Genomic DNA, 18,623 nt, shown 5'->3' on the forward strand with positions numbered 1-18,623 from the left:
CTTCTTTACTACTGAGTATTCGCCCAGCGCGTAACACCAATATTGAACTTATGGGGCTGGGTAATAGCCTTCCGTGCTATCCAGTAGAGAATTACCTTCTCTTCATCATGGTCCCGATCGGCCATCGACAATAATTTAAGCGACAGTGTCGATTTATTGACGGGTTGATGTGCATCACTTAGTTCAATAACAGCCTGACCGATTAAACAGCAGACCTCGTCCTCGTTTGATGCGGATTCATATGCTCGGTCTTTCATATATCCTCCTGTTGGGTGGACTGTAAGCCTGGCAAAAGAATTCCTTCCACGACGGAATAATTGCCACTGAGCAACATTTTGATACCTTATTCGGAGTAATCCGCGTACAACTGGCGCAAAAAACCGCCAGATTAAACCCTGAAGAGCATTATTTAATCCATCACTATTTGTTCCGTGTTTAACCCGTTATTCTCTGGTTTCATCCTCAGGGAGGTCAATATGCAATCAACCAGCCGCTTTTTAGCACAGCTACAGCAGCAATGGCGACGTGAGCCGCGACCTGAAACGGGATCGGGACGGTTCTGGCTGACGCCAGAACAGCGTATCGCCATTGTCAGAGAGTTATTGTATCCGGTGGCCGTAAAGCAACTTAAGTAAACGTGGCAGCGCTGTTAATCACGGCGCTGCTGCGGTTTCTGCCAAAACCAGGCTAAATGGCGATAAAGGTAACCAGCATGCTGCAAAAAGATAAAAGCTTTTTACATCTGTAATCCCTGCCGCTAACGTATTTAACGCCCATCCCAGCGGCATTTCGCGCCAGTAATGGCATTTCAATGCCGTTAATGCCGTTTTCAATGCAATTCATTCCGTCCCTGCGTCAGTTCATGCCGAATTCCCCTGCTTCCGGTGGTCAGCTCATATCATTACTGTAATTTCAGCATTCCCCACCGGGAGAAGAGTTATGAGCACGCAAACCACAGTGAATCCGCAGAATCATGTACGCTGGCTAACCCTTTTTGGCACCATTGTTACTCAGTTCGCGCTGGGATCGGTATATACCTGGAGCCTGTTCAACAGTCCGCTGGCGCATAAACTTGATGCGCCGGTAAGCCAGGTGGCTTTCTCTTTCGGCTTGCTTAGCCTTGGTCTGGCGCTTGCCTCTTCGGTAGCCGGGAAGTTGCAGGAACGCTTTGGTGTGCGCAATGTGACTATCGGTGCGGGCTTGCTGATGGCAGTGGGCTTCTTCCTGACCGCTCACTCCAGTAATCTTTATATGCTGTGGTTTAGCGCCGGTCTGCTGGTCGGTCTGGCCGATGGCGCTGGTTATCTGATCACCCTCTCTAACTGCGTAAAATGGTTTCCGGAACGTAAAGGCCTGATCTCCGCTTGTGCGATTGGCGCCTACGGTTTAGGCAGCCTCGGCTTTAAATTTATCTGTAGCTATCTGCTGAGCGTAAACAGTCTGGAAACCACCTTTATTATCTGGGGCGGTATGGCGATGGTGCTGATTATTGCTGGCGCGATGCTGATGAAAGATGCGCCAAAACAGCAGATAAACAGTGCGAAAAGCGCCGAAAGCGTACGTGACTTTTCTCTGGCTGAATCGATGCGTCAGCCACAATACTGGATGCTGGCGCTGATGTTCCTGACTGCCTGCATGAGTGGTCTGTATGTGATTGGCGTAGCGAAAGATATCGGTGAAAGCCTGGTGCATCTCAGCACCCAGACGGCGGCTAATGCGGTAACCATTATCGCCATCGCCAATCTGAGCGGACGTCTGATTCTTGGCGTACTGTCAGATAAAATGGCGCGTATCCGGGTGATTACGCTGGCGCAGGTGGTCTCGCTAGCCGGCATGAGCATCCTGCTGTTTACCAGCATGAATGAAACCACCTTCTTTATCTCGATTGCCTGCGTGGCCTTTAGCTTTGGCGGCACCATTACGGTTTACCCATCGCTGGTGAGTGACTTCTTCGGCCTGAATAACCTGACCAAAAACTACGGCGTGATTTATCTTGGTTTTGGTATCGGCAGCGTAATGGGTTCACTGATTGCCTCACTGTTTGGTGGCTTTACCGTAACCTTCAGCCTGATTATGACCCTGCTGGTCATTTCACTGATACTCTCCAGCACCATTCGCCTGCCACATCAGCCTGCGAAAGTGAAAGCGGCGTACAAACACAGCGAAGCCTGAGTCCTGTGCAGCGGGCCGGACGCTCTCCGGCCCTTGTTATTATTCGATAAACACGGGTTCTGCCACGCCCGCGACTGCTACCCGCACCGCAAACAAATTACCGGACTGCGGATAACGCGCCAGCTCCTCCTCACTACGATTCTCACGTGAACTGGTGATATACAGCGTTTTTAAATCCGCGCCACCAAATGCCACCATTGTTGGCCAGCGTACCGGCAGCACAATCTCATCAACAATCTCGGCAGTTTCAGGATGGATGCGCACCACCCGACCACCATCGAATAACGCCGACCAGTAATAACCTTCGCTATCCACCGCCGCGCCATCCGGCAAACCTCCCTGCTCAGGGTCAAAGCGTTTAAACACTTTACGCTCGCCCACTTCTCCGCTGTGCGGATCCACCGGATAACGATACAGCACCGCATTCGGTGTATCGCTGTGATACATCCAGCGGCGATCGGCAGAAAAAGCCAGGCCATTGGAGATCATCACATCTTCCGCTATCACTTCCAGTTGCAACCGGGCATTAAGACGGCAAAGCTTGCCGCCATTGCGATCCTGTGGCTCCCACAGGCTGCCACACCAGAAACGGCCAAAGCGATCGACACGTCCGTCATTAAAGCGGCTTTTACTGGCTTCACCGGGATTGTCGGCAACTTTCTTTTCTATTTTTCCCTGCTTATCCAGCAACCAGACGCCGCTGCGTAACGCCGCGACAAGGCCGCCAGCGGCGCGCAGACCGATACAGCCAACGTCTTCGGTAAGTGGATAGGTTTGCAGTTCACCGCTTTCGGGATGATAGCGATAGATTGCTGGCGCCAGAATATCCACCATCCATAACGCCTGCTGTTCCACCGACCATAGCGGGCATTCGCCCAGTTCCGCCTGAAGCGGCAGCACGGTTTCAACCTGATAAGTCATATTTCTCCCCGGTATTCGCTGCATAGTGGCTGTGATAATTAACTGTAGTCGCATTATGGTGCTCCCCACGCTGGCTCCACTATAAGGCAGTAACCGCGAACAGCCAAAAAGCAATGTTGATCGCCGCTAATCCCTGGGGGGAACGTTATAATAACGCTGCGGGAACGATCACAAAATCCTTAACAGAATATAAAATCTAATAGGTGATTTTCAGCGGGATGAAATATAGTCATTGCGCTGATTGCTGATAATTATTAATAAAGTCAAATATAATAAGCACGGTAAATAACATTTCACCTTAAGGTAAATAGTTTCAATATTGAGTTTAAAAAGCATGCATGACTTATTTCAGGATGAAGTAAGTGTCCACGTGACAGCACCGCATAACATCATGCGGCTAAGGCAAAGGAAAGCTAAATGGTTCATCAACATTCTCCCTCCCCCAGAGTATTTCGTCTTTCAACGCCTGTAGGAGCATGTGCTACCAGTAATCCCAATGAAATAAAAACACTGCAGCATTTGATGGTAAATGCAGGTTATCGGCAGGCGACCGGCCGCACACTTGACGTTAATGGCCAGTGTAATCAGGCAACCATTGAAGCCATTCGCTGGTATCAACGCTTGCTGAATATGCATCCTTCCGGAATTGTCTCTCCGCTGGATAGCTGGTTTATCGAGGCGCTAAATAACGCCACCTCGCCACACTGGCGGCCTCAACACAAAAATGGCCCGCTGCAGGTGCGGCAGGGTCAGCTGACTTTCGATGCTGAAGGGGAAGACTATATTACCGCTGCAGAACCTTTCAGGCAGTACCCGACGCCCAATTTTTCACGTGTTCTGCAATGGCCACAAGCCGGTAACTCGGGTGTTACGCTGGGCCGGGGCTACGATATGGGCGGCCGCAGTAAAGGAGAAATTTTTGCCACGCTGCGGCAGGCAAAAATCGAGGAGTACAAAGCGGTGCTGTGTTCCAAAGCAGCGTTTCTGAAAGGTCGGCAGGCGGGTCAGTTTGTAAAGGTCTTTGGGCCTCTGACAGGCGAAATTACCCATTATCAACAAATCTGGCTGTTTGAAATTGTCTACGCTGTAAAACTGAGCGAAACTGTAAGCCTGTACAAACGTTTATCCCGGAACATACCGCAAGCCCCCCGATGGGATTCGCTGGACCAGAAAATAAGAGATGTTGTTGTCGATATTTTCTATCAGGGTGTTCACCATGTCAGTGAGTTGTTTCAGGCCGCCATCAACGGAAAGCAGGATTTAATATCACATATCAAAAATGACATATATTATATGAGATTTGAATCGCGTAGGAAAAGGATAAAGCATTTACAATGAAACTATATTTAACTACCATCACAGCTTTATTATTACTCAATCCTGTTACAGGGTTTGCAGATTTGTATTACGGCAATGAAGCAGCTGACTGTTTTTCTGGTAGCAATGAAAGGCATAAACAGGAGCATTGCCTGTCAAACAAAAGAGACAAAAGTGATAAAGAAGTTGATTTATCGATTAACGAAACCAATAAACGAATAAAAGCTAATAATATCGGCCCCTTTAACGGCAAAGAGGACGCTAAAGAAACATCAGGTGATGTCTACAGCAAACGATTTCTTGCAGCGCAAAAGGAGTGGAAAAAATACCGCGACCAACTCTGCCTTGCAGTAGCAACCGAGATTGACGAGGACGCTTATGATTATCAGTCGTATATCGATCAATGCACCATCAATCTCAACAAACGGCATATTGATGAAATTAATATGATGGGGCTGCCTCCTGCCAGCTGATGCGTACTACCGGGGGCATATCGTCCCCCTCCACGCGTTTGTAGTCCAATAACCGATTGAGTGAGGGCATACGGCGGGCATGGCTAACTGAGAATGATAATCTTATTTCTGTTGCTTTTCGGAAAAATCCATTTATTATGGTCACGCATTCAGCCGATTCTTATTTTTTTTACTCTTTTTTTACTTCTGATAATGCGCCTCTGAAATAACTTTTAATATCTTATTAAATAACTCTACAAAGCCGGCATTATTCCTCCACTTTTCTCTTGTAAAGTTGTAGTCATTGAAAAAGAGAAAGGAAGTAAACCATGAAAACAATAATTAAAGCGGTTTCAGTGATTGCGCTGATGACAATGTTAAGTGGTTGTATCGTTGCCCCGGGTCATCATGATCGTGGCTGGCATGGCGGCGGCCATGGCCATAGTCATGGCGGCGGTCACGGCGGTGGTCACCATCGTGGCTGGTAAAAACAGAATTAAGTAAAATATGGGAATGCAGCACTCCCCATAGAGTAGTAACAGGCAAAGCCTGCACACAGCAATATAAGAAAGAGTAAAAAAACATTGGGCGGGAATTTTCCTGCCCATTTTTTTGCGTGTTAACTGCCCGGCAATAAAAAGCCCGGTTAGCCTTTAATGCTGTAGTTGCACTGATACCACACTTTCTTTAATCCTGGCAGATGGCTATCCTGCTCTGGTAACGGCTCGGCAATATCAAACCCGCGATTTCCGCAGTAAGTGGAAAGATCGCTCAGCATCGCATCACGATTCACCTTCTCTGGATTAAAACGATACTGCACGGTATTTGACAGCGGGTCTTCATCGATTTTTTCAAAAGCACCTGGTTTGCTGGAAGTACAGCCAGCTAATAAAAGCAGCGCCAGCGCGCTGACAATCTTGATCTTCATCACTTTTCCTCATTTTGATGCGGCATGATAGCAATCCAGCCGGAGTCAGCAATCGGAATGAGGCCTAATTGCTTGCGCAACTATAATCTTTTACCAATTGAATCGATTCACTTAAACGAATAGTGCTATCAGCACACTGATGACATTATGCATTCAGACAGGCGAAGGTTGTCTGTGCCACACCAGGTTTATTAAACATAATTACAATGGCTTGACTGATTGATGCCCGCGGCGAGCGGGCTTTTTTATGTCCGTTATCCGGCGTTGGCGCTAAGCATCATACGTAAAACGTTGGCGGATTGTTTGGTCGGAAGTGCCAATATTGCCTGATACAGGTCGATGGTCATATCACACATATGAGTTTGATCCACACGGCTGTCGGTCGGCGCATTCAGTAATTGCAGCTCAGCCCCCCATTTCGCATACAGCGATCGTACAATCACTTGCAGGCTCCGGCGCGACTCGGCTAAATCAATCGGTTTATCCGGTCCGTTACTGGCTTTTAACAGCGCCTCCATCTGTTGCAGATCCTGCTGCTGCAACGCCGGCGGCAATACCTCTTCGGTATTGACCCCTCCACTGATTTGCGGAAACAAAAACTTAAAACAGAGCTCGCCGGACTGCTGACGCAGGCTCTGCATCTGGCGTACCGACAGCTGCATATAGCTGATAATGCTGTTATCTTCCGCACGACCAATTCGCTGGTTAAGCAGATCCGCCAGCAACGGGCGCAGCTGACCAATCGCGCGCGCGGTCGGCGTGCCCTGACGCACCGCCGTCAGCAGCTCATCATTCAGCTGTTTATACAGAGCAGGCTGCTGCTGTTTAATCACGCGATAAGTCGGTGTGGTTGCCAGTTGCTGTTGCGCGGCGGCAATTTTCGCCGCCTGCTGCTGCTGCGGATAAATCCAGTTCAGCCAGATAATATGGCCCGCCAGCAGCGGTGCAATCACTATCAGCACCGCCACCCGGCGTTTGATTTTGCCTTTTTTTACCAGCAGCAGCGCTATCAGAGACAGAACCAGCAATGCGATAATCGAAGGGATAATCGTTGGGTTATTCAAAACAGTTCCCAGTTATCAGTTTAGTCAGCGCGCACATCCACCAGCACCGGGCAGTGCGCACGCTCGATCACCGCCGCGCTTACCGAACCTTTTAATAAACGGTTAAACGGCGACAGATGGCGGCGCCCCATAATGATCATTGCCGCACTCAGCTCATTGGCCTGCGCCACAATAGTTTCGGCAGATTCTCCGGCAATCACGCGGCCACGTGCATTTACTCCCGCACGCAGCAACTCCGCCAGCGCATGACGCACTACCGCTTCAGCGGTGTTTTGCTCATCCTGCGCCACGCCAAAATCGGCCGGATCTTCACCGGCGGTAATCTCCAGCGGCGCACTGCCAGCGGAATAGCTGGTATCCACGCAGCACACCACCATCACTTCGGCCTGCTGTGCCAGCGCCTGCTCAGTCGCCAGCGCAACTACCTTACGGGCCACAACAGAATTATCGACAGCAACTAACAGCGTCTTCATTTTTTTCTCCGATTAATCACGGGCAGTGATTTTGCCAATCTCACGCGTCATGGCCTCTTTGCATTTCAGAATTTCTGCACGATAGCGCGCCTCATGCTTCTGAAAACGTGTGCAGGGCACCAGTAATGATATACAAAAACGTCCCAGCACCGTATCGATAGCCACCGCCATGGTGGAAATCCCCTCAAGGGTTTCTCCACGATCGTAAGAGACGCCGGTTTCGCGCACCTCTTTCAGATGCGCCAGTAACTCAGGCAGGGTTTTAACCGTATTTTCGGTCATTGCCGCATACGCCTCACCCACAAGGGTACGCGCATCTTCGTCACTCTCCAGCGCCAGTAACGCACGGCCGCCGGAGGTGCTGTACAGCGGCAGATTGAGACCCAGACGCGGCACCACGCGCAGCTCGCCCTCGGCCACCACATAATGCACAATCGCCAGTTGCGTACCGCTGGCGCGCGCCAGCGAAACCGTTTCACCGGTGGCATCCGATAACGCCTGTAAATTGGGGCGGGCAATATCCACTACGTCGGTATGCACGCCGGACAACAAACGCAGCAGCGCCGGTCCGAGACGCACGCCACCCGCTCCCTGAATACGGATCATCTGTACGGAATCCAGCGCCGCAACGATGCGTTGTACGGTAGAACGCGGCAAATCCACTGCATGGGCGATTTCGCCAAGACTCATACCATTGGGTTGCTCACCTAAAACATTGAGGATTTTCGCCGCACGCGTAATGACCTGAATGCCACCCGCTTTTTCATCGTCACTGCGTTGAGGGTTATCGGACATGATGTTCTCTTCCTTGTTCGGGGCGCGATTACTTTAGCGCTAATTGCGCACTTTTTACAGCCTGTACCACATTGCAATACATTAAACCGCGATGTAATATGCGCGTCGCTGTATCACATCGCAATACAGTGCATCAAATATAAGAATTTATTATGGAGCATCTGCTATGAACGGCCAGCCCGCTGCGGCTCCGGTCCCCCATCCTTTTACTCTGCGCCTGGCGCTGGGTTTAATCGGGGTGCTGATCGCAGCGCTCACCTCGGGTTTAAACGATCGCGTCACTGATATCGCGCTGGCGGACGTGCGCACGGCGCTCGGCATCAGCTTTGACCAGGGAAGCTGGATTATTGCGGTGTACCAGGCGGCCGAAGTTGCGGCGATGATGATTGCGCCCTGGTTTGCGGTGACCTTATCGTTACGGCGTTTTACCCTTGGCGTCGCAATTGGCTTTGCGCTGATTGGCGCACTGCTGCCGTTTGCTACTGACCTGCCGCTGTTTATTACCCTGCGCACGCTGCAGGGGATTTTTGGTGGCGCACTGCCGCCGATGCTGATGACTGTCGCCCTGCGCTTTCTGCCACCGCCGATCAAACTGTTTGGCTTAAGCGCCTATGCGCTGACCGCCACCTTTGGCCCCAATATGGCTGCCTCGCTGGCGTCATTCTGGACCGATGCCGTTGGCTGGCAGTTTGTTTTCTGGCAGGTGCTGCCCCCAATGCTTATCGCTGCGGTGCTGATTAGCTGGGGGCTGCCGCAGGATCCCACCCGTTTTGAACGTTTTAAGCAGATCGATCTGTTTGGCATGCTGACCGGCTGTAGCGGTATGGCGCTGCTGATAATGGCGCTGGTGCAGGGCGAACGGCTTGACTGGTTTAACTCACCATTAATTAGCGCCATGCTGCTGAGCGCCTGCGCCCTGCTGCTGGTGTTCCTGATTAACGAGTGGTTCCATCCGTTACCACTGTTCCGTTTACAGATGCTGGCGCGTAAAAACCTGGCGCACGGTTTACTGGTGCTGGCCGGAGTACTGACCGTGGCGCTGTCCGGTTCGGCGCTGCCTTCCGCTTATTTCGCCCAGGTGGAGGGATTCCGCACCCTGCAGTTTGCGCCGCTGGCGCTGACTATCGGCCTGCCGCAGCTGATTATTGCACCGCTGATTGCCGCGCTGCTGAATCTGCGCTGGATTGACTGTCGCTGGGTGCTGACCTGTGGCGCCGCACTGATGGCGGGCTCCTGCCTGATGGGCGCGCAGCTCACCAGCGAGTGGGCGCGGGAAAATTTCTGGCTGATTCAGCTTATGCAGGCCTTTGGTCAGCCGATGATGATTATTCCGGTGCTGATGAGCGCCACCAGCGTGGTGTTGCCGCCGGAAGGGCCGTTTGCTTCAGCGATGTTTAACACTGTACGTGGTTTCTCCAGTATCGCGGCCGGTACGCTGGTGGAGTGCTTCCTCAGCCACCGCGAGAAAATCCACTCACATAACCTGCTCGATCAGGCTGCCAATCGCGCATGGCTAATGAGCGCCGAGTCATCGGCCACTGCCAGCGCATCGGCGCCGCTGCTGCCCGATGGCAGTATCAGTTCCAGCGAAAATATTGGCCACTTCTCCACGCTGGTGAAGCATCAGGCAATGGTGCTGAGTATCAGTGACAGCTATCTGATGCTGATTGGTTTTGCCATCTTGCTGGTTCTGCTTACCGCCTGGCTGCCAAAGCGCGTCTGGCCGCCGCAAACCCTTATTCAACCTGTCACGCACACCCCGGGAAAATGATTATGCGTTTCACACCTGCAAAACGAACTCTGCTGCTGGCCCTGTTGCTGGTAATTCTGCTGGCGATGGCGCTGTTTACCTGGTCCACCTTGCATCGCAATAACTATCGCACTAATGATGCTTATATCACCGCCGATTACACGCTGGTCGCGCCGAAGATTTCCGGCTATATCGCCAGCATTAAGGTCGGCGATAACCAGCAGGTCAAAGCTGGCGATCTGCTGGCGACGCTCGACGATCGTGACTACCGGGTCGCGCTGGAAACCGCCAGCGCGAATCTGCAAATCAGCAACGCTAAGCTCACCAGCATCGAAGCCCAGCTGGAACAACAGCAGGCGGTGATTAATCAGAAACGTGCGGCGGTGACTTCAAGCCAGGCAACCCTGAGCTACGCCGGTCAGAATGCCGATCGCTATCGTCGTCTGTTAACCACCGGCACCGCTACTGCTGATGAACAGCAGAAAGCCAGCTCCACCATGCGTTCCGCCGCCGCTCAGGTGCAGCAGGATCAGGCCGCGGTGGTGGCGGCCGATAAAGAAGTGGGGATTTTGCAGGCCAGCATCAAACAGGCGCATGCGGATATTGCCGCGGCGCAGGCCAGCGTGGATCAGGCGCAGCTGAACTTGTCATATACCCGCATTACCGCCCCGGTTGACGGTACTGTCGGCCAGCGCGCAGTACGCCAGGGCGCATTTGTTTCCGCAGGTACACGTCTGCTGGCGGTGGTACCGCTCCAGCAAAGCTATGTTATCGCCAACTTCCTCGAAACCCAGCTGGCTAATGTCCATAGCGGCCTGCCGGTAAGCATTACCGTCGATGCCCTGCCCGGTGCAGAATTCCGTGGTCATGTGGACAGTGTGGCGCCCGCCACCGGCAGCACCTTTTCGGCGATTACCGCGGATAACGCTACCGGTAACTTCACCAAAGTGGTCCAGCGCCTGCCGGTGAAAATTGTGCTGGAACCGGGCCAGCCGGACCTTGCACGCCTGCGCGTCGGCATGTCAGTAGTGCCACATATTTTGGTAAAATAAATGTGAGGGATATCTCAGAATAAGTCTGTTTATTTTGCCGGGGTTTCAGCGTAGATTAGTCGCGATCCTGCTCCGGGTTACCTGGAGCGACCCGGGATGAAAGCGTGATGCACCTTAATAAGCACACCTTTCTCTCCCGTTCTGTTTGTGTTGCGCGGGTCTGGGATCGCCGTTGGCGCAGCCGATCAGAGGAGTTGTCTGGTGAAATACGCTTTGATGGGAATCTCATTCTTCCTGTTGGTCTGGGTTGGCACGTTTGTGCTGATGGTATAAAGGCGGCATTAAGCCTCCATTACCTTTGTAGGGGCGGCGTTCTCGCCGCCCGGGTCAACGGGAGCCGAAAACGGCTCCCCTGGGATGTTTCAGATAGCTTGATTTTCCGAACTGTTCACCGTTCCCGGCAGAATACCGTCGGCGCGGAACATCGCTTTAATCCCTCTTACCGCCTGACGAATGCGATCGCTGTTTTCAATCAGCGCAAAACGCACATGCGTATCACCATAATCACCAAAACCAATGCCCGGCGAGACGCACACTTTTGCTTCCTGCAGCATATGTTTGGCAAACTCCAGCGAACCTAAATGCGCATAGTGATCGGGAATTTTCGCCCAGACATACATTGAGGCCTTCGGCAGATCCACCATCCAGCCCGCTTCGTGCAGACCTTTAACCAGCACATCGCGGCGACGTTTATACTGTTCGGCAATATCACGCACACACTGCTGATCGCCTTCCAGCGCGGCAATCGCCGCCACCTGTAACGGCGTAAAGGTGCCGTAATCGTGATAGCTTTTAATTCGCGCCAGCGCATTGACCAGCTCTTTATTGCCGACCATAAAGCCGATACGCCAGCCTGCCATATTGTAGCTTTTCGACAGCGTAAAGAACTCCACCGCCACATCACGCGCGCCCGGCACCTGCATAATCGACGGCGCTTTCCAGCCGTCGTAAACAATATCGGCATACGCCAGATCGTGGATCACCAGCACGTTATACTGTTTTGCCAGCGCAATAACGCGCTCAAAGAAGTCCAGTTCAACGCACTGCGCCGTCGGGTTGGAGGGGAAACCGAGGATCATCATTTTCGGTTTTGGATAGCTTTCGCGGATCGCGCGTTCCAGCTCATTAAAGAAGTCGACGCCTTCCACCAGCGGCACCGAACGCACCTGCGCACCGGCAATTACCGCGCCATAAATATGAATCGGATAGCTGGGATTGGGCACCAGCACCGTATCACCATGATCCAGCGTCGCCAGCATCAGATGCGCCAGCCCCTCTTTCGAACCGATGGTGACAATCGCTTCCGATTCCGGATCGATTTCCACCTGATAACGATCGGCATACCAGCGTGAGATCGCCCGGCGCAGGCGCGGAATACCGCGCGAGGTGGAGTAGCCATGGGTATCTTCGCGCTGAGCGACTGTGCAGAGTTTTTCCACAATGTGCGGCGGCGTGGGGCCATCCGGATTGCCCATACTGAAATCGATAATATCTTCGCCGCGCCGACGCGCAGCCATTTTCAGTTCAGCAGTGATATTGAAGACGTAAGGGGGAAGGCGTTCAATACGGGAAAAACGACGAGTTGAGCTGTTGTCAGCCATAGCATCCTCTGATTTACGTAAGCGCCCGGACCGTCCGAGCGACGCTGACCACAGTGGTGGTCGAGGATTGAACATATCGCACTCTTTGCAAACCTGTCGAGAGGCAGGATAAAATTTTTTTATCCGACGTTATTAAGCCGGCCGAACACCCAATCGTTTACCCACTGGTCACGCAACAGATAATTATCCCGCAGCGTGCCCTCCAGCAGAAAACCATTTTTCTCCAGCACCCGGCGTGATGCCCAGTTACCCTCCACCACTGAGGCGGTGAGTTTATGGAACTCGCACTCGTTGCTGAGGAACTGACAGAGCGCCGCCAGCGCCTCACTGGCGTAGCCGTGGCCCCAGTGTGCTGTCAGCAGCGAATAGCCGACCTCCGCCTGACGATGCGGGTTCCATGACGGATTGGCGCCCAGCATCCCCACCGCTTCGCCGCTCTCCTGCAAACGAATCACCAGACACAGCATATGGTAGCTGGTGGTTTGCCACGGGGCGAGACGCTCGTTAAAACGCTGATGTACATCGCTAACGGTCGGAATCGCGCCGATCCAGCGCATGATCGCCCGATCGTTATGCACCGCCTGAAACAGTTGCCAGTCTTCCGGCTGCAGTTTGCTTAACCGCAACCGCTCGGTTGTCAGATGCATATCACTCTCTCTAAAACGGGAAGTTTCACTTTAAACCCAGCCCTGTTTAATTCCGCTTTTTTGCGTTGTGATAAACGCTGAACTGAGCCGTGCATAACAACAATATTCTCACCCTGCAATTAACTGGAGAACATCTTATGTCATCTCTGCATATCGACGATATCCCTGCAGCCATCCGCGCGATAAAAACTAAACTGCGCCGCGAGTTACCTGATTACCGTGAAGTCTTCCTTCAGGTTGAAGCGGATATGCAACGCCAGATTGACGCCCTGCACAGTGCGCAGGCCAGCGGCGAGCATCCGGTGCCGCAGCTGGAGGCTGAGGACATTATTCAGGGTCGCATTAGCGACCAGCAAAAACAACAGATTCGTCAGCGCGGTTGCTGTACTGTGCGCGGCGTCTTTCCCCGGCAGCGCGCCAGCCAGTGGAATCAGCAAGTGGGCGATTATCTGCAGCGCAATAACTTCGTCGAGCGGCTGAAACATGCGGCGGAGGATAACTATTTTGGTGATCTGCAAGCTGCTAAGCCGCAAATTTACGGCATCTACTGGTCGGCTCCGCAGGTGGAAGCGCGCCAGGACGCACGGATGAATGCGGTGCAGGTATTTCTTAACTCGTTGTGGCAGAGCGAAAGCCACGGCGTGCAACATTTTGACCCGCAACGGGTAGTGACTTATGCCGACCGCACCCGTCGCCGACCGCCCCATTCCAGCTCCCCCGGACTGTCGCCCCATGTTGATGGCGGCTCGATTGAGCGCTGGCTGGATGAGAATTTCCGTTATGTTTATCGCCAGATTTTTAACGGCAACTGGCAGCAGTACAACCCGTTTGATGCCGAAAAACGCACTGAAGTGCGCGAATTCCCTTCCCCTGCCGTCTGCTCCATGTTCCGCACCTTTCAGGGCTGGACCGCGCTGACGCCGCAGCGCCAGCATGGCGGTACCCTGCGCCTGCTGCCGGTCGCCAATGCCATGGCCTGTATTCTGCTGCGCGCATTGCAGGACGATGTCGCCGATGACGATCTGTGTGGTGCCGCGCCAGGCCGGGCGCTGTCAGTCAGCGAACAATGGCATCCCCTTTTAGTGAGTGGGGTTTCCTCTATTCCCGATATGGAGCCTGGCGACACGGTTTTCTGGCACTGTGATGTGATTCATGCGGTGGAGAATGAGCATCAGGGCGAGTTCGACAGTAATGTGATGTATATCGCCGCCGCCCCCTGGTGTGAGAAGAATGCCGCCTATCTGCAACGCCAGTGGCCAGCGTTTGTGGAAGGCCGTTCGCCGCCGGATTTTGCCGCCGATGATTTCGAGGTGGATTTCACGGGTCGCGCCGGTGAAGCGGCGTTAACGGCACAGGGGAAAACGCAAATGCAGGGATAAAATTGTCGCGGGCGGCGAGAATACCGCCCGTTTAACATTAAGAATTTGGGTCAATATTATTAGTAATCTTCTCAGGCAATAGCATGGCATCGCGACCCTGAACGATGCCAGGTTCACTAGCAACTTAAGGTATGCCGCTGAGAATATGTTTCTTTTCCATCAACTCTTCGGTCATCTGCGTCAATACTTCCATCGCCATGTCCTGCGGCCCGATACCCAATATTTCGGCTATTTCAAAGCAGGAGGCGCCATCAAGCAAGTGCTGCTCAGCTGCATCCCTGACTGCAATTAACTGTAGCTCCACCATCGCGTTACTGTCTTTCGTGATGCCAAACTGATCACAGATAACGAAGCAATTTACGCCAGCTGCGGCATATTTTCCGGCTATCCCCTCTTTTACGGCTTTTATCTGCAACATATCCATCTCAGCAGAGTGTGGTTTGATTCCATGATCTAGAGCAACCTTGAGACAAGATTCCGGGTCCTCTGGTGCCGTGATCCGCGCGAAGGCGATATTCATCGCCAGCTCGTATGACGCAGGATCAGAGATAGTCACTTCCCGCATCCGCCTGAAGATCGCGGCTTTCAGGTCGCGTCGCCAATCCCCGGTTAAAGGATATTCATTGTTGATAAATTTACTCAGCTGATTTAACTCAGATACATCACGAAACCGCGGCCTGGATTCGATCAGTACCTTTGCAAGTTTATAATTTAAATCGTTGCTTTCCGATTGCCGGGTGGCTGGATCAATCGTGAAATCGCGTTCAGCGATAATTTCATATAAAAATTGCTGCTGCTGTGACGTGAGTGTTTTCACGGGCAGTTGCTGTCCGGCCTTTAACAGCGCATCAGCTACCCTGCTGCGGCTGCCAGTTGAAGTTGGCGCCTCTTTCTGCAGGGGGAGTGATTTATCCGATATAGCCGAAGTTTGCAGGTTTTCTGAATACTGCGTAAAAGACTTTAACCCGGTAGGGAACGGTTTTTCTTTATTCGCAAAAACTTGCGGTTCACGCAAATAACTTTCAGGTAGTGAAGGCGATGTCCGGCAATCAGCTAAAATGCCGCCTTTTTTATTACATTGTTGTTTACTTAACATAGCATTGATATCAGATGGTACTGGCAGACGAAGCTGAGAAGTAGACTGGCCAGTAGCCGGCTGAGTTGGAAGGGCAGACACAACCGTGTTTCCGGCTGAAGCCACATGTTGGGCTACGGTCGTGGTGGTTCGTGCCGTCGTTGTATGGTAAGAGTTTACTGAAGATAGCGTTGAAAATGGAACCAACGGAAAATCTGACATTGAATAATCTCTCCCTGAAGTCATTAATCCCTGATCCTGCTGTTCGCCATCATACCCAGGTAGCAGACAGGGCATTTTTTAGAAAAGCGCCATGCCGGGCAAAATTGATCTAAACCGCCTTTACGCCACACTTCTGCGTGCTTGCTGGCACATTACCGTTAGTTTCCTTATGATTGGGACTTCAGCCTTAGCCTTGCGGGATGCCTGTGCAATCCATTTTCGATATGCTGCTGGCGGTTTTTGACCGCGCGGCGCTGATGCTTATCAGCCTGTTCTTTATGACCCGTACGCGTCAGTTCCGTCAGTTACTGCAAAAAGATGAGCATTCGCGTCAGGAGCTGATTGCGGTTACCGCCATCTTCTCGCTGTTTGCCCTGTTCAGTACCTGGACCGGTATCAATGTCGATGGTTCGCTGGTCAATGTGCGGGTAATTGCCGTGATGTCCGGCGGGATTCTGTTTGGTCCATGGGTCGGCATCGCCACCGGCGTGATTGCCGGCGTACACCGCTTTCTGATCGATATCGATGGCGTGACCTCGGTGCCCTGCTTAATCACCAGTATTGCCGCCGGTATTATCTCCGGCTGGATCAATCTTAAAGTGGCGAAAGATAAACAGTGGAGCGTCGGTATTTTCGGCGGCATGCTGTGTGAAACGCTGACCATGTTGTTGATTGTTGTATGGGCGGAACCTAAGTCACTGGGGCTGGCGATTGTTGCGGAAATCGCCATTCCGATGATCCTCGGCGCGGTCTGTATCGGCTTAATCGTGCTGCTGGTGCAGAGCGTCGAAGGCGAAAAAGAGGCGATTGCCGCACGTCAGGCCAAGCTGGCGCTGGATATCGCCAATAAAACCCTGCCGCTGTTTCGCCAGGTCAACAGCCAGTCGCTGCGTAAGGTGTGCGATATTATTCGCAGCGATATTGATGCTGATGCGGTGGCGATGACCAATAAAAACCAGATCCTCGCCTATGTCGGTTTTGGTGAACATAACTATCGCGATGGTGACGATGGCATCAGCCCGACCACCGCGCTGGCGATCTCCAGCGGTAAAATCATTATTAAAAATAACGATGAAGCCCACCGCACACCGGAAATTCACTCGATGATCGTGATTCCGCTGCGCGAACAGGGTGAAGTGACCGGTACGCTGAAAATTTACTATCGCCATGCGCACCGCATCACCTGGTCGCTAAAAGAGATGGCGGTGGGACTGTCGCAGATTATCTCGACTCAGCTGGAAGTCTCGCGTGCCGAACAGCTGCGCGAGATGGCGAATAAAGCCGAGCTGCGCGCGCTGCAAAGCAAAATTAACCCGCACTTTCTGTTTAATGCGCTGAACGCCATTTCGGCGTCGATTCGCCTTAATCCGGATACCGCACGGCAGCTGGTGATTAACCTGTCGCGCTATCTGCGTTACAACCTTGAGCTGAACGACGACGATGCGATCGACATTAAAAAAGAGCTGTATCAGGTGAAAGATTATATCGCCATCGAGCAGGCGCGTTTTGGCGACAAGCTGACGGTGATCTATGAAATTGACGAAGATGTTGCCTGCAAAGTCCCCAGCCTGCTGATCCAGCCGTTAGTGGAAAACGCCATTGTACATGGCATCCAGCCCTGTCGGGGCAAAGGGGTGGTGGTGCTGGCGGTACAGGATCAGGGCGATCGGGTACGTATCTCGGTACGCGATACCGGCAACGGTATCAGCGATGAAGTGATGGCCCGCGTCGAAAATAATGAAATGCCCGGCAATAAGATTGGCCTGCTCAATGTTCATCACCGCGTGCGCCTGTTATATGGCGAAGGGTTACAGATTTATCGCCTGAATCCGGGCACTGAAATTGCCTTCTATATCAGTAAAAATGGCAGTTCACTGCCTGAGAACAATGTTTCACTTTCGGTCTGACAGACCGCCGCTAGCGGAGAAATGCGTGTGAATGCGATTATTGTTGAAGATGAGTTTCTGGCGCAGCAGGAGCTGAGCTGGCTGATTCAACAACATAGCCAGATAAAGATTGCCGCCAGCTTTGATGATGGCCTCGACGTGCTGAAATACCTGCAAAACCATCAGGTCGACGTGATCTTTCTCGATATTAATATTCCGTCACTGGATGGCGTGCTGCTGGCGCAGAATATCAGTAAGTTTGCCCATAAGCCGCTGATTGTATTTATCACCGCGTATAAGGAGCATGCGGTGGAAGCCTTCGAGCTGGAGGCGTTTGACTATATTCTTAAGCCCTATCACGAGTCACGGATTGTTACTATGCTGCGCAAGCTGGAGAGCAGTCATCAGCAAAACCAGCAGGCGCAAACCGCAGGCGCCCATGCGCCGCGCAATGCTGCAATGACCATCAATTTAGAGAAAGATGAACGCATCATCGTCACTGATATCGATGATATCTATTATGCTGAAGCACACGAAAAAATGACCTTTGTTTATACGCGTCGTGAAGAGTATGTGATGTCGATGAATATCACTGAATTTTGCAGTCGCCTGCCGGAGGAGTATTTCTTCCGCTGTCACCGCTCATGGTGCGTTAATCTGAGTAAGATCCGCGAGATTGAACCCTGGTTTAACAATACCTATATCCTGAAGCTGCGCGATCTTGATTTTCAGGTGCCGGTCAGCAGAAGTAAGGTAAAGGAATTCAGACAGTTAATGCGGTTATAACCGCTATACGCCTGCATGGGCGGCGAGAACGCCGCCGCTACAACAGAATATTGAAACGCGAAACCGCTGTAGGGGAGCCGTTTTCGGCTCCCGCCTGACAAGG

21 protein-coding genes are annotated in these 18,623 nt (G+C 52.3%); 11 read left to right on the forward strand and 10 right to left on the reverse strand.

The annotated features are described in order from the left end of the window. Nucleotides 1-8 precede the first annotated feature (8 nt). On the reverse strand, nucleotides 9-257 hold the full coding sequence (locus tag N5923_RS06560; protein WP_267142222.1) for a hypothetical protein: 249 nt from the start codon (nucleotides 255-257) through the stop codon (nucleotides 9-11). Nucleotides 258-476: 219 nt separating this feature from the next. On the opposite strand from N5923_RS06560, the gene N5923_RS06565 reads away from it, so the two are divergent. Further along, nucleotides 477-635, forward strand: a complete 159-nt coding sequence (locus tag N5923_RS06565; protein WP_267142223.1) for a hypothetical protein — start codon at nucleotides 477-479, stop codon at nucleotides 633-635. A gap of 18 nt (nucleotides 636-653) precedes the next feature. Here N5923_RS06565 and N5923_RS06570 read toward each other — a convergent pair whose 3' ends face one another. After that, on the reverse strand, nucleotides 654-833 hold the full coding sequence (locus tag N5923_RS06570) for a hypothetical protein (protein WP_267142224.1): 180 nt from the start codon (nucleotides 831-833) through the stop codon (nucleotides 654-656). A gap of 106 nt (nucleotides 834-939) precedes the next feature. On the opposite strand from N5923_RS06570, the gene N5923_RS06575 reads away from it, so the two are divergent. Next, the gene (locus tag N5923_RS06575; protein WP_267142225.1) at nucleotides 940-2,172 is read left to right on the forward strand and encodes an L-lactate MFS transporter; all 1,233 of its coding nucleotides are present in this window, start codon (nucleotides 940-942) and stop codon (nucleotides 2,170-2,172) included. A 39-nt stretch (nucleotides 2,173-2,211) separates the two neighbouring features. Here the strand turns inward: N5923_RS06575 and N5923_RS06580 are convergent, their stop codons facing one another. After that, nucleotides 2,212-3,093 (reverse strand): SMP-30/gluconolactonase/LRE family protein, encoded by an 882-nt coding sequence (locus N5923_RS06580; protein WP_267142226.1) that lies wholly within the window; start codon nucleotides 3,091-3,093, stop codon nucleotides 2,212-2,214. A gap of 417 nt (nucleotides 3,094-3,510) precedes the next feature. On the opposite strand from N5923_RS06580, the gene N5923_RS06585 reads away from it, so the two are divergent. The 3 genes from N5923_RS06585 (at nucleotide 3,511) to N5923_RS06595 (ending at nucleotide 5,350) form a co-directional block, all read left to right on the forward strand. Next, complete coding sequence (locus N5923_RS06585) at nucleotides 3,511-4,431, forward strand: lysozyme family protein (protein ID WP_267142227.1); 921 nt, start codon at nucleotides 3,511-3,513, stop codon at nucleotides 4,429-4,431. Next, nucleotides 4,428-4,883, forward strand: coding sequence for a lysozyme inhibitor LprI family protein (locus N5923_RS06590; protein WP_267142228.1), 456 nt, complete (start codon nucleotides 4,428-4,430; stop codon nucleotides 4,881-4,883). The genes N5923_RS06585 and N5923_RS06590 overlap by 4 nt, the downstream gene beginning before the upstream one ends. A gap of 308 nt (nucleotides 4,884-5,191) precedes the next feature. Beyond that, nucleotides 5,192-5,350 carry a hypothetical protein gene (locus N5923_RS06595; RefSeq protein ID WP_267142229.1) on the forward strand — a complete coding sequence of 53 codons (159 nt, stop codon included), beginning with the start codon at nucleotides 5,192-5,194 and terminating at the stop codon, nucleotides 5,348-5,350. Between the two features lie 158 nt (nucleotides 5,351-5,508). Here N5923_RS06595 and N5923_RS06600 read toward each other — a convergent pair whose 3' ends face one another. The 4 genes from N5923_RS06600 to N5923_RS06615 form a co-directional block, all read right to left on the reverse strand. Next, on the reverse strand, nucleotides 5,509-5,790 hold the full coding sequence (locus N5923_RS06600; RefSeq protein WP_267142230.1) for a hypothetical protein: 282 nt from the start codon (nucleotides 5,788-5,790) through the stop codon (nucleotides 5,509-5,511). A 254-nt stretch (nucleotides 5,791-6,044) separates the two neighbouring features. Then, entirely contained in the window at nucleotides 6,045-6,854 is an 810-nt protein-coding gene (locus tag N5923_RS06605) for a hypothetical protein (RefSeq protein ID WP_267142231.1), read from the reverse strand. A 20-nt stretch (nucleotides 6,855-6,874) separates the two neighbouring features. After that, complete coding sequence (locus tag N5923_RS06610; protein ID WP_267142232.1) at nucleotides 6,875-7,327, reverse strand: universal stress protein; 453 nt, start codon at nucleotides 7,325-7,327, stop codon at nucleotides 6,875-6,877. 12 nt (nucleotides 7,328-7,339) lie between these two features. Then, complete coding sequence (locus N5923_RS06615; protein ID WP_267142233.1) at nucleotides 7,340-8,122, reverse strand: IclR family transcriptional regulator; 783 nt, start codon at nucleotides 8,120-8,122, stop codon at nucleotides 7,340-7,342. A 166-nt stretch (nucleotides 8,123-8,288) separates the two neighbouring features. Here N5923_RS06615 and N5923_RS06620 point away from each other — a divergent pair, with 166 nt between their 5' ends. From N5923_RS06620 to ypdK, 3 genes are all read left to right on the forward strand, one after another. Then, on the forward strand, nucleotides 8,289-9,893 hold the full coding sequence (locus N5923_RS06620) for an MFS transporter (RefSeq protein ID WP_267142234.1): 1,605 nt from the start codon (nucleotides 8,289-8,291) through the stop codon (nucleotides 9,891-9,893). Between the two features lie 2 nt (nucleotides 9,894-9,895). Further along, nucleotides 9,896-10,924, forward strand: a complete 1,029-nt coding sequence (locus tag N5923_RS06625; RefSeq protein ID WP_267142235.1) for an HlyD family secretion protein — start codon at nucleotides 9,896-9,898, stop codon at nucleotides 10,922-10,924. A 201-nt stretch (nucleotides 10,925-11,125) separates the two neighbouring features. Continuing rightward, nucleotides 11,126-11,197, forward strand: coding sequence for a membrane protein YpdK (ypdK, locus tag N5923_RS06630; protein ID WP_267142246.1), 72 nt, complete (start codon nucleotides 11,126-11,128; stop codon nucleotides 11,195-11,197). 89 nt (nucleotides 11,198-11,286) lie between these two features. Here ypdK and alaC read toward each other — a convergent pair whose 3' ends face one another. Next, nucleotides 11,287-12,525 carry an alanine transaminase gene (gene alaC, locus N5923_RS06635; protein ID WP_267142236.1) on the reverse strand — a complete coding sequence of 413 codons (1,239 nt, stop codon included), beginning with the start codon at nucleotides 12,523-12,525 and terminating at the stop codon, nucleotides 11,287-11,289. Nucleotides 12,526-12,644: 119 nt separating this feature from the next. Next, a complete protein-coding gene (locus N5923_RS06640) occupies nucleotides 12,645-13,172 on the reverse strand; it encodes a GNAT family N-acetyltransferase (protein WP_267142237.1) in 528 nt (175 codons plus the stop codon). A 137-nt stretch (nucleotides 13,173-13,309) separates the two neighbouring features. On the opposite strand from N5923_RS06640, the gene N5923_RS06645 reads away from it, so the two are divergent. Further along, nucleotides 13,310-14,551 carry a DUF1479 domain-containing protein gene (locus tag N5923_RS06645; protein ID WP_267142238.1) on the forward strand — a complete coding sequence of 414 codons (1,242 nt, stop codon included), beginning with the start codon at nucleotides 13,310-13,312 and terminating at the stop codon, nucleotides 14,549-14,551. 124 nt (nucleotides 14,552-14,675) lie between these two features. Here the strand turns inward: N5923_RS06645 and N5923_RS06650 are convergent, their stop codons facing one another. Further along, nucleotides 14,676-15,848, reverse strand: a complete 1,173-nt coding sequence (locus tag N5923_RS06650) for a hypothetical protein (protein ID WP_267142239.1) — start codon at nucleotides 15,846-15,848, stop codon at nucleotides 14,676-14,678. Nucleotides 15,849-16,072: 224 nt separating this feature from the next. On the opposite strand from N5923_RS06650, the gene N5923_RS06655 reads away from it, so the two are divergent. Beyond that, entirely contained in the window at nucleotides 16,073-17,755 is a 1,683-nt protein-coding gene (locus N5923_RS06655; protein WP_323372716.1) for a sensor histidine kinase, read from the forward strand. 27 nt (nucleotides 17,756-17,782) lie between these two features. Further along, nucleotides 17,783-18,520: a LytR/AlgR family response regulator transcription factor gene (locus N5923_RS06660; protein ID WP_267142241.1), complete on the forward strand. Its 738-nt coding sequence runs from the start codon at nucleotides 17,783-17,785 to the stop codon at nucleotides 18,518-18,520. Nucleotides 18,521-18,623 lie beyond the last annotated feature (103 nt).

Origin of the sequence: Winslowiella arboricola, assembly GCF_025527015.1 — a bacterium.
Lineage (GTDB): Bacteria > Pseudomonadota > Gammaproteobacteria > Enterobacterales > Enterobacteriaceae > Erwinia > Erwinia arboricola.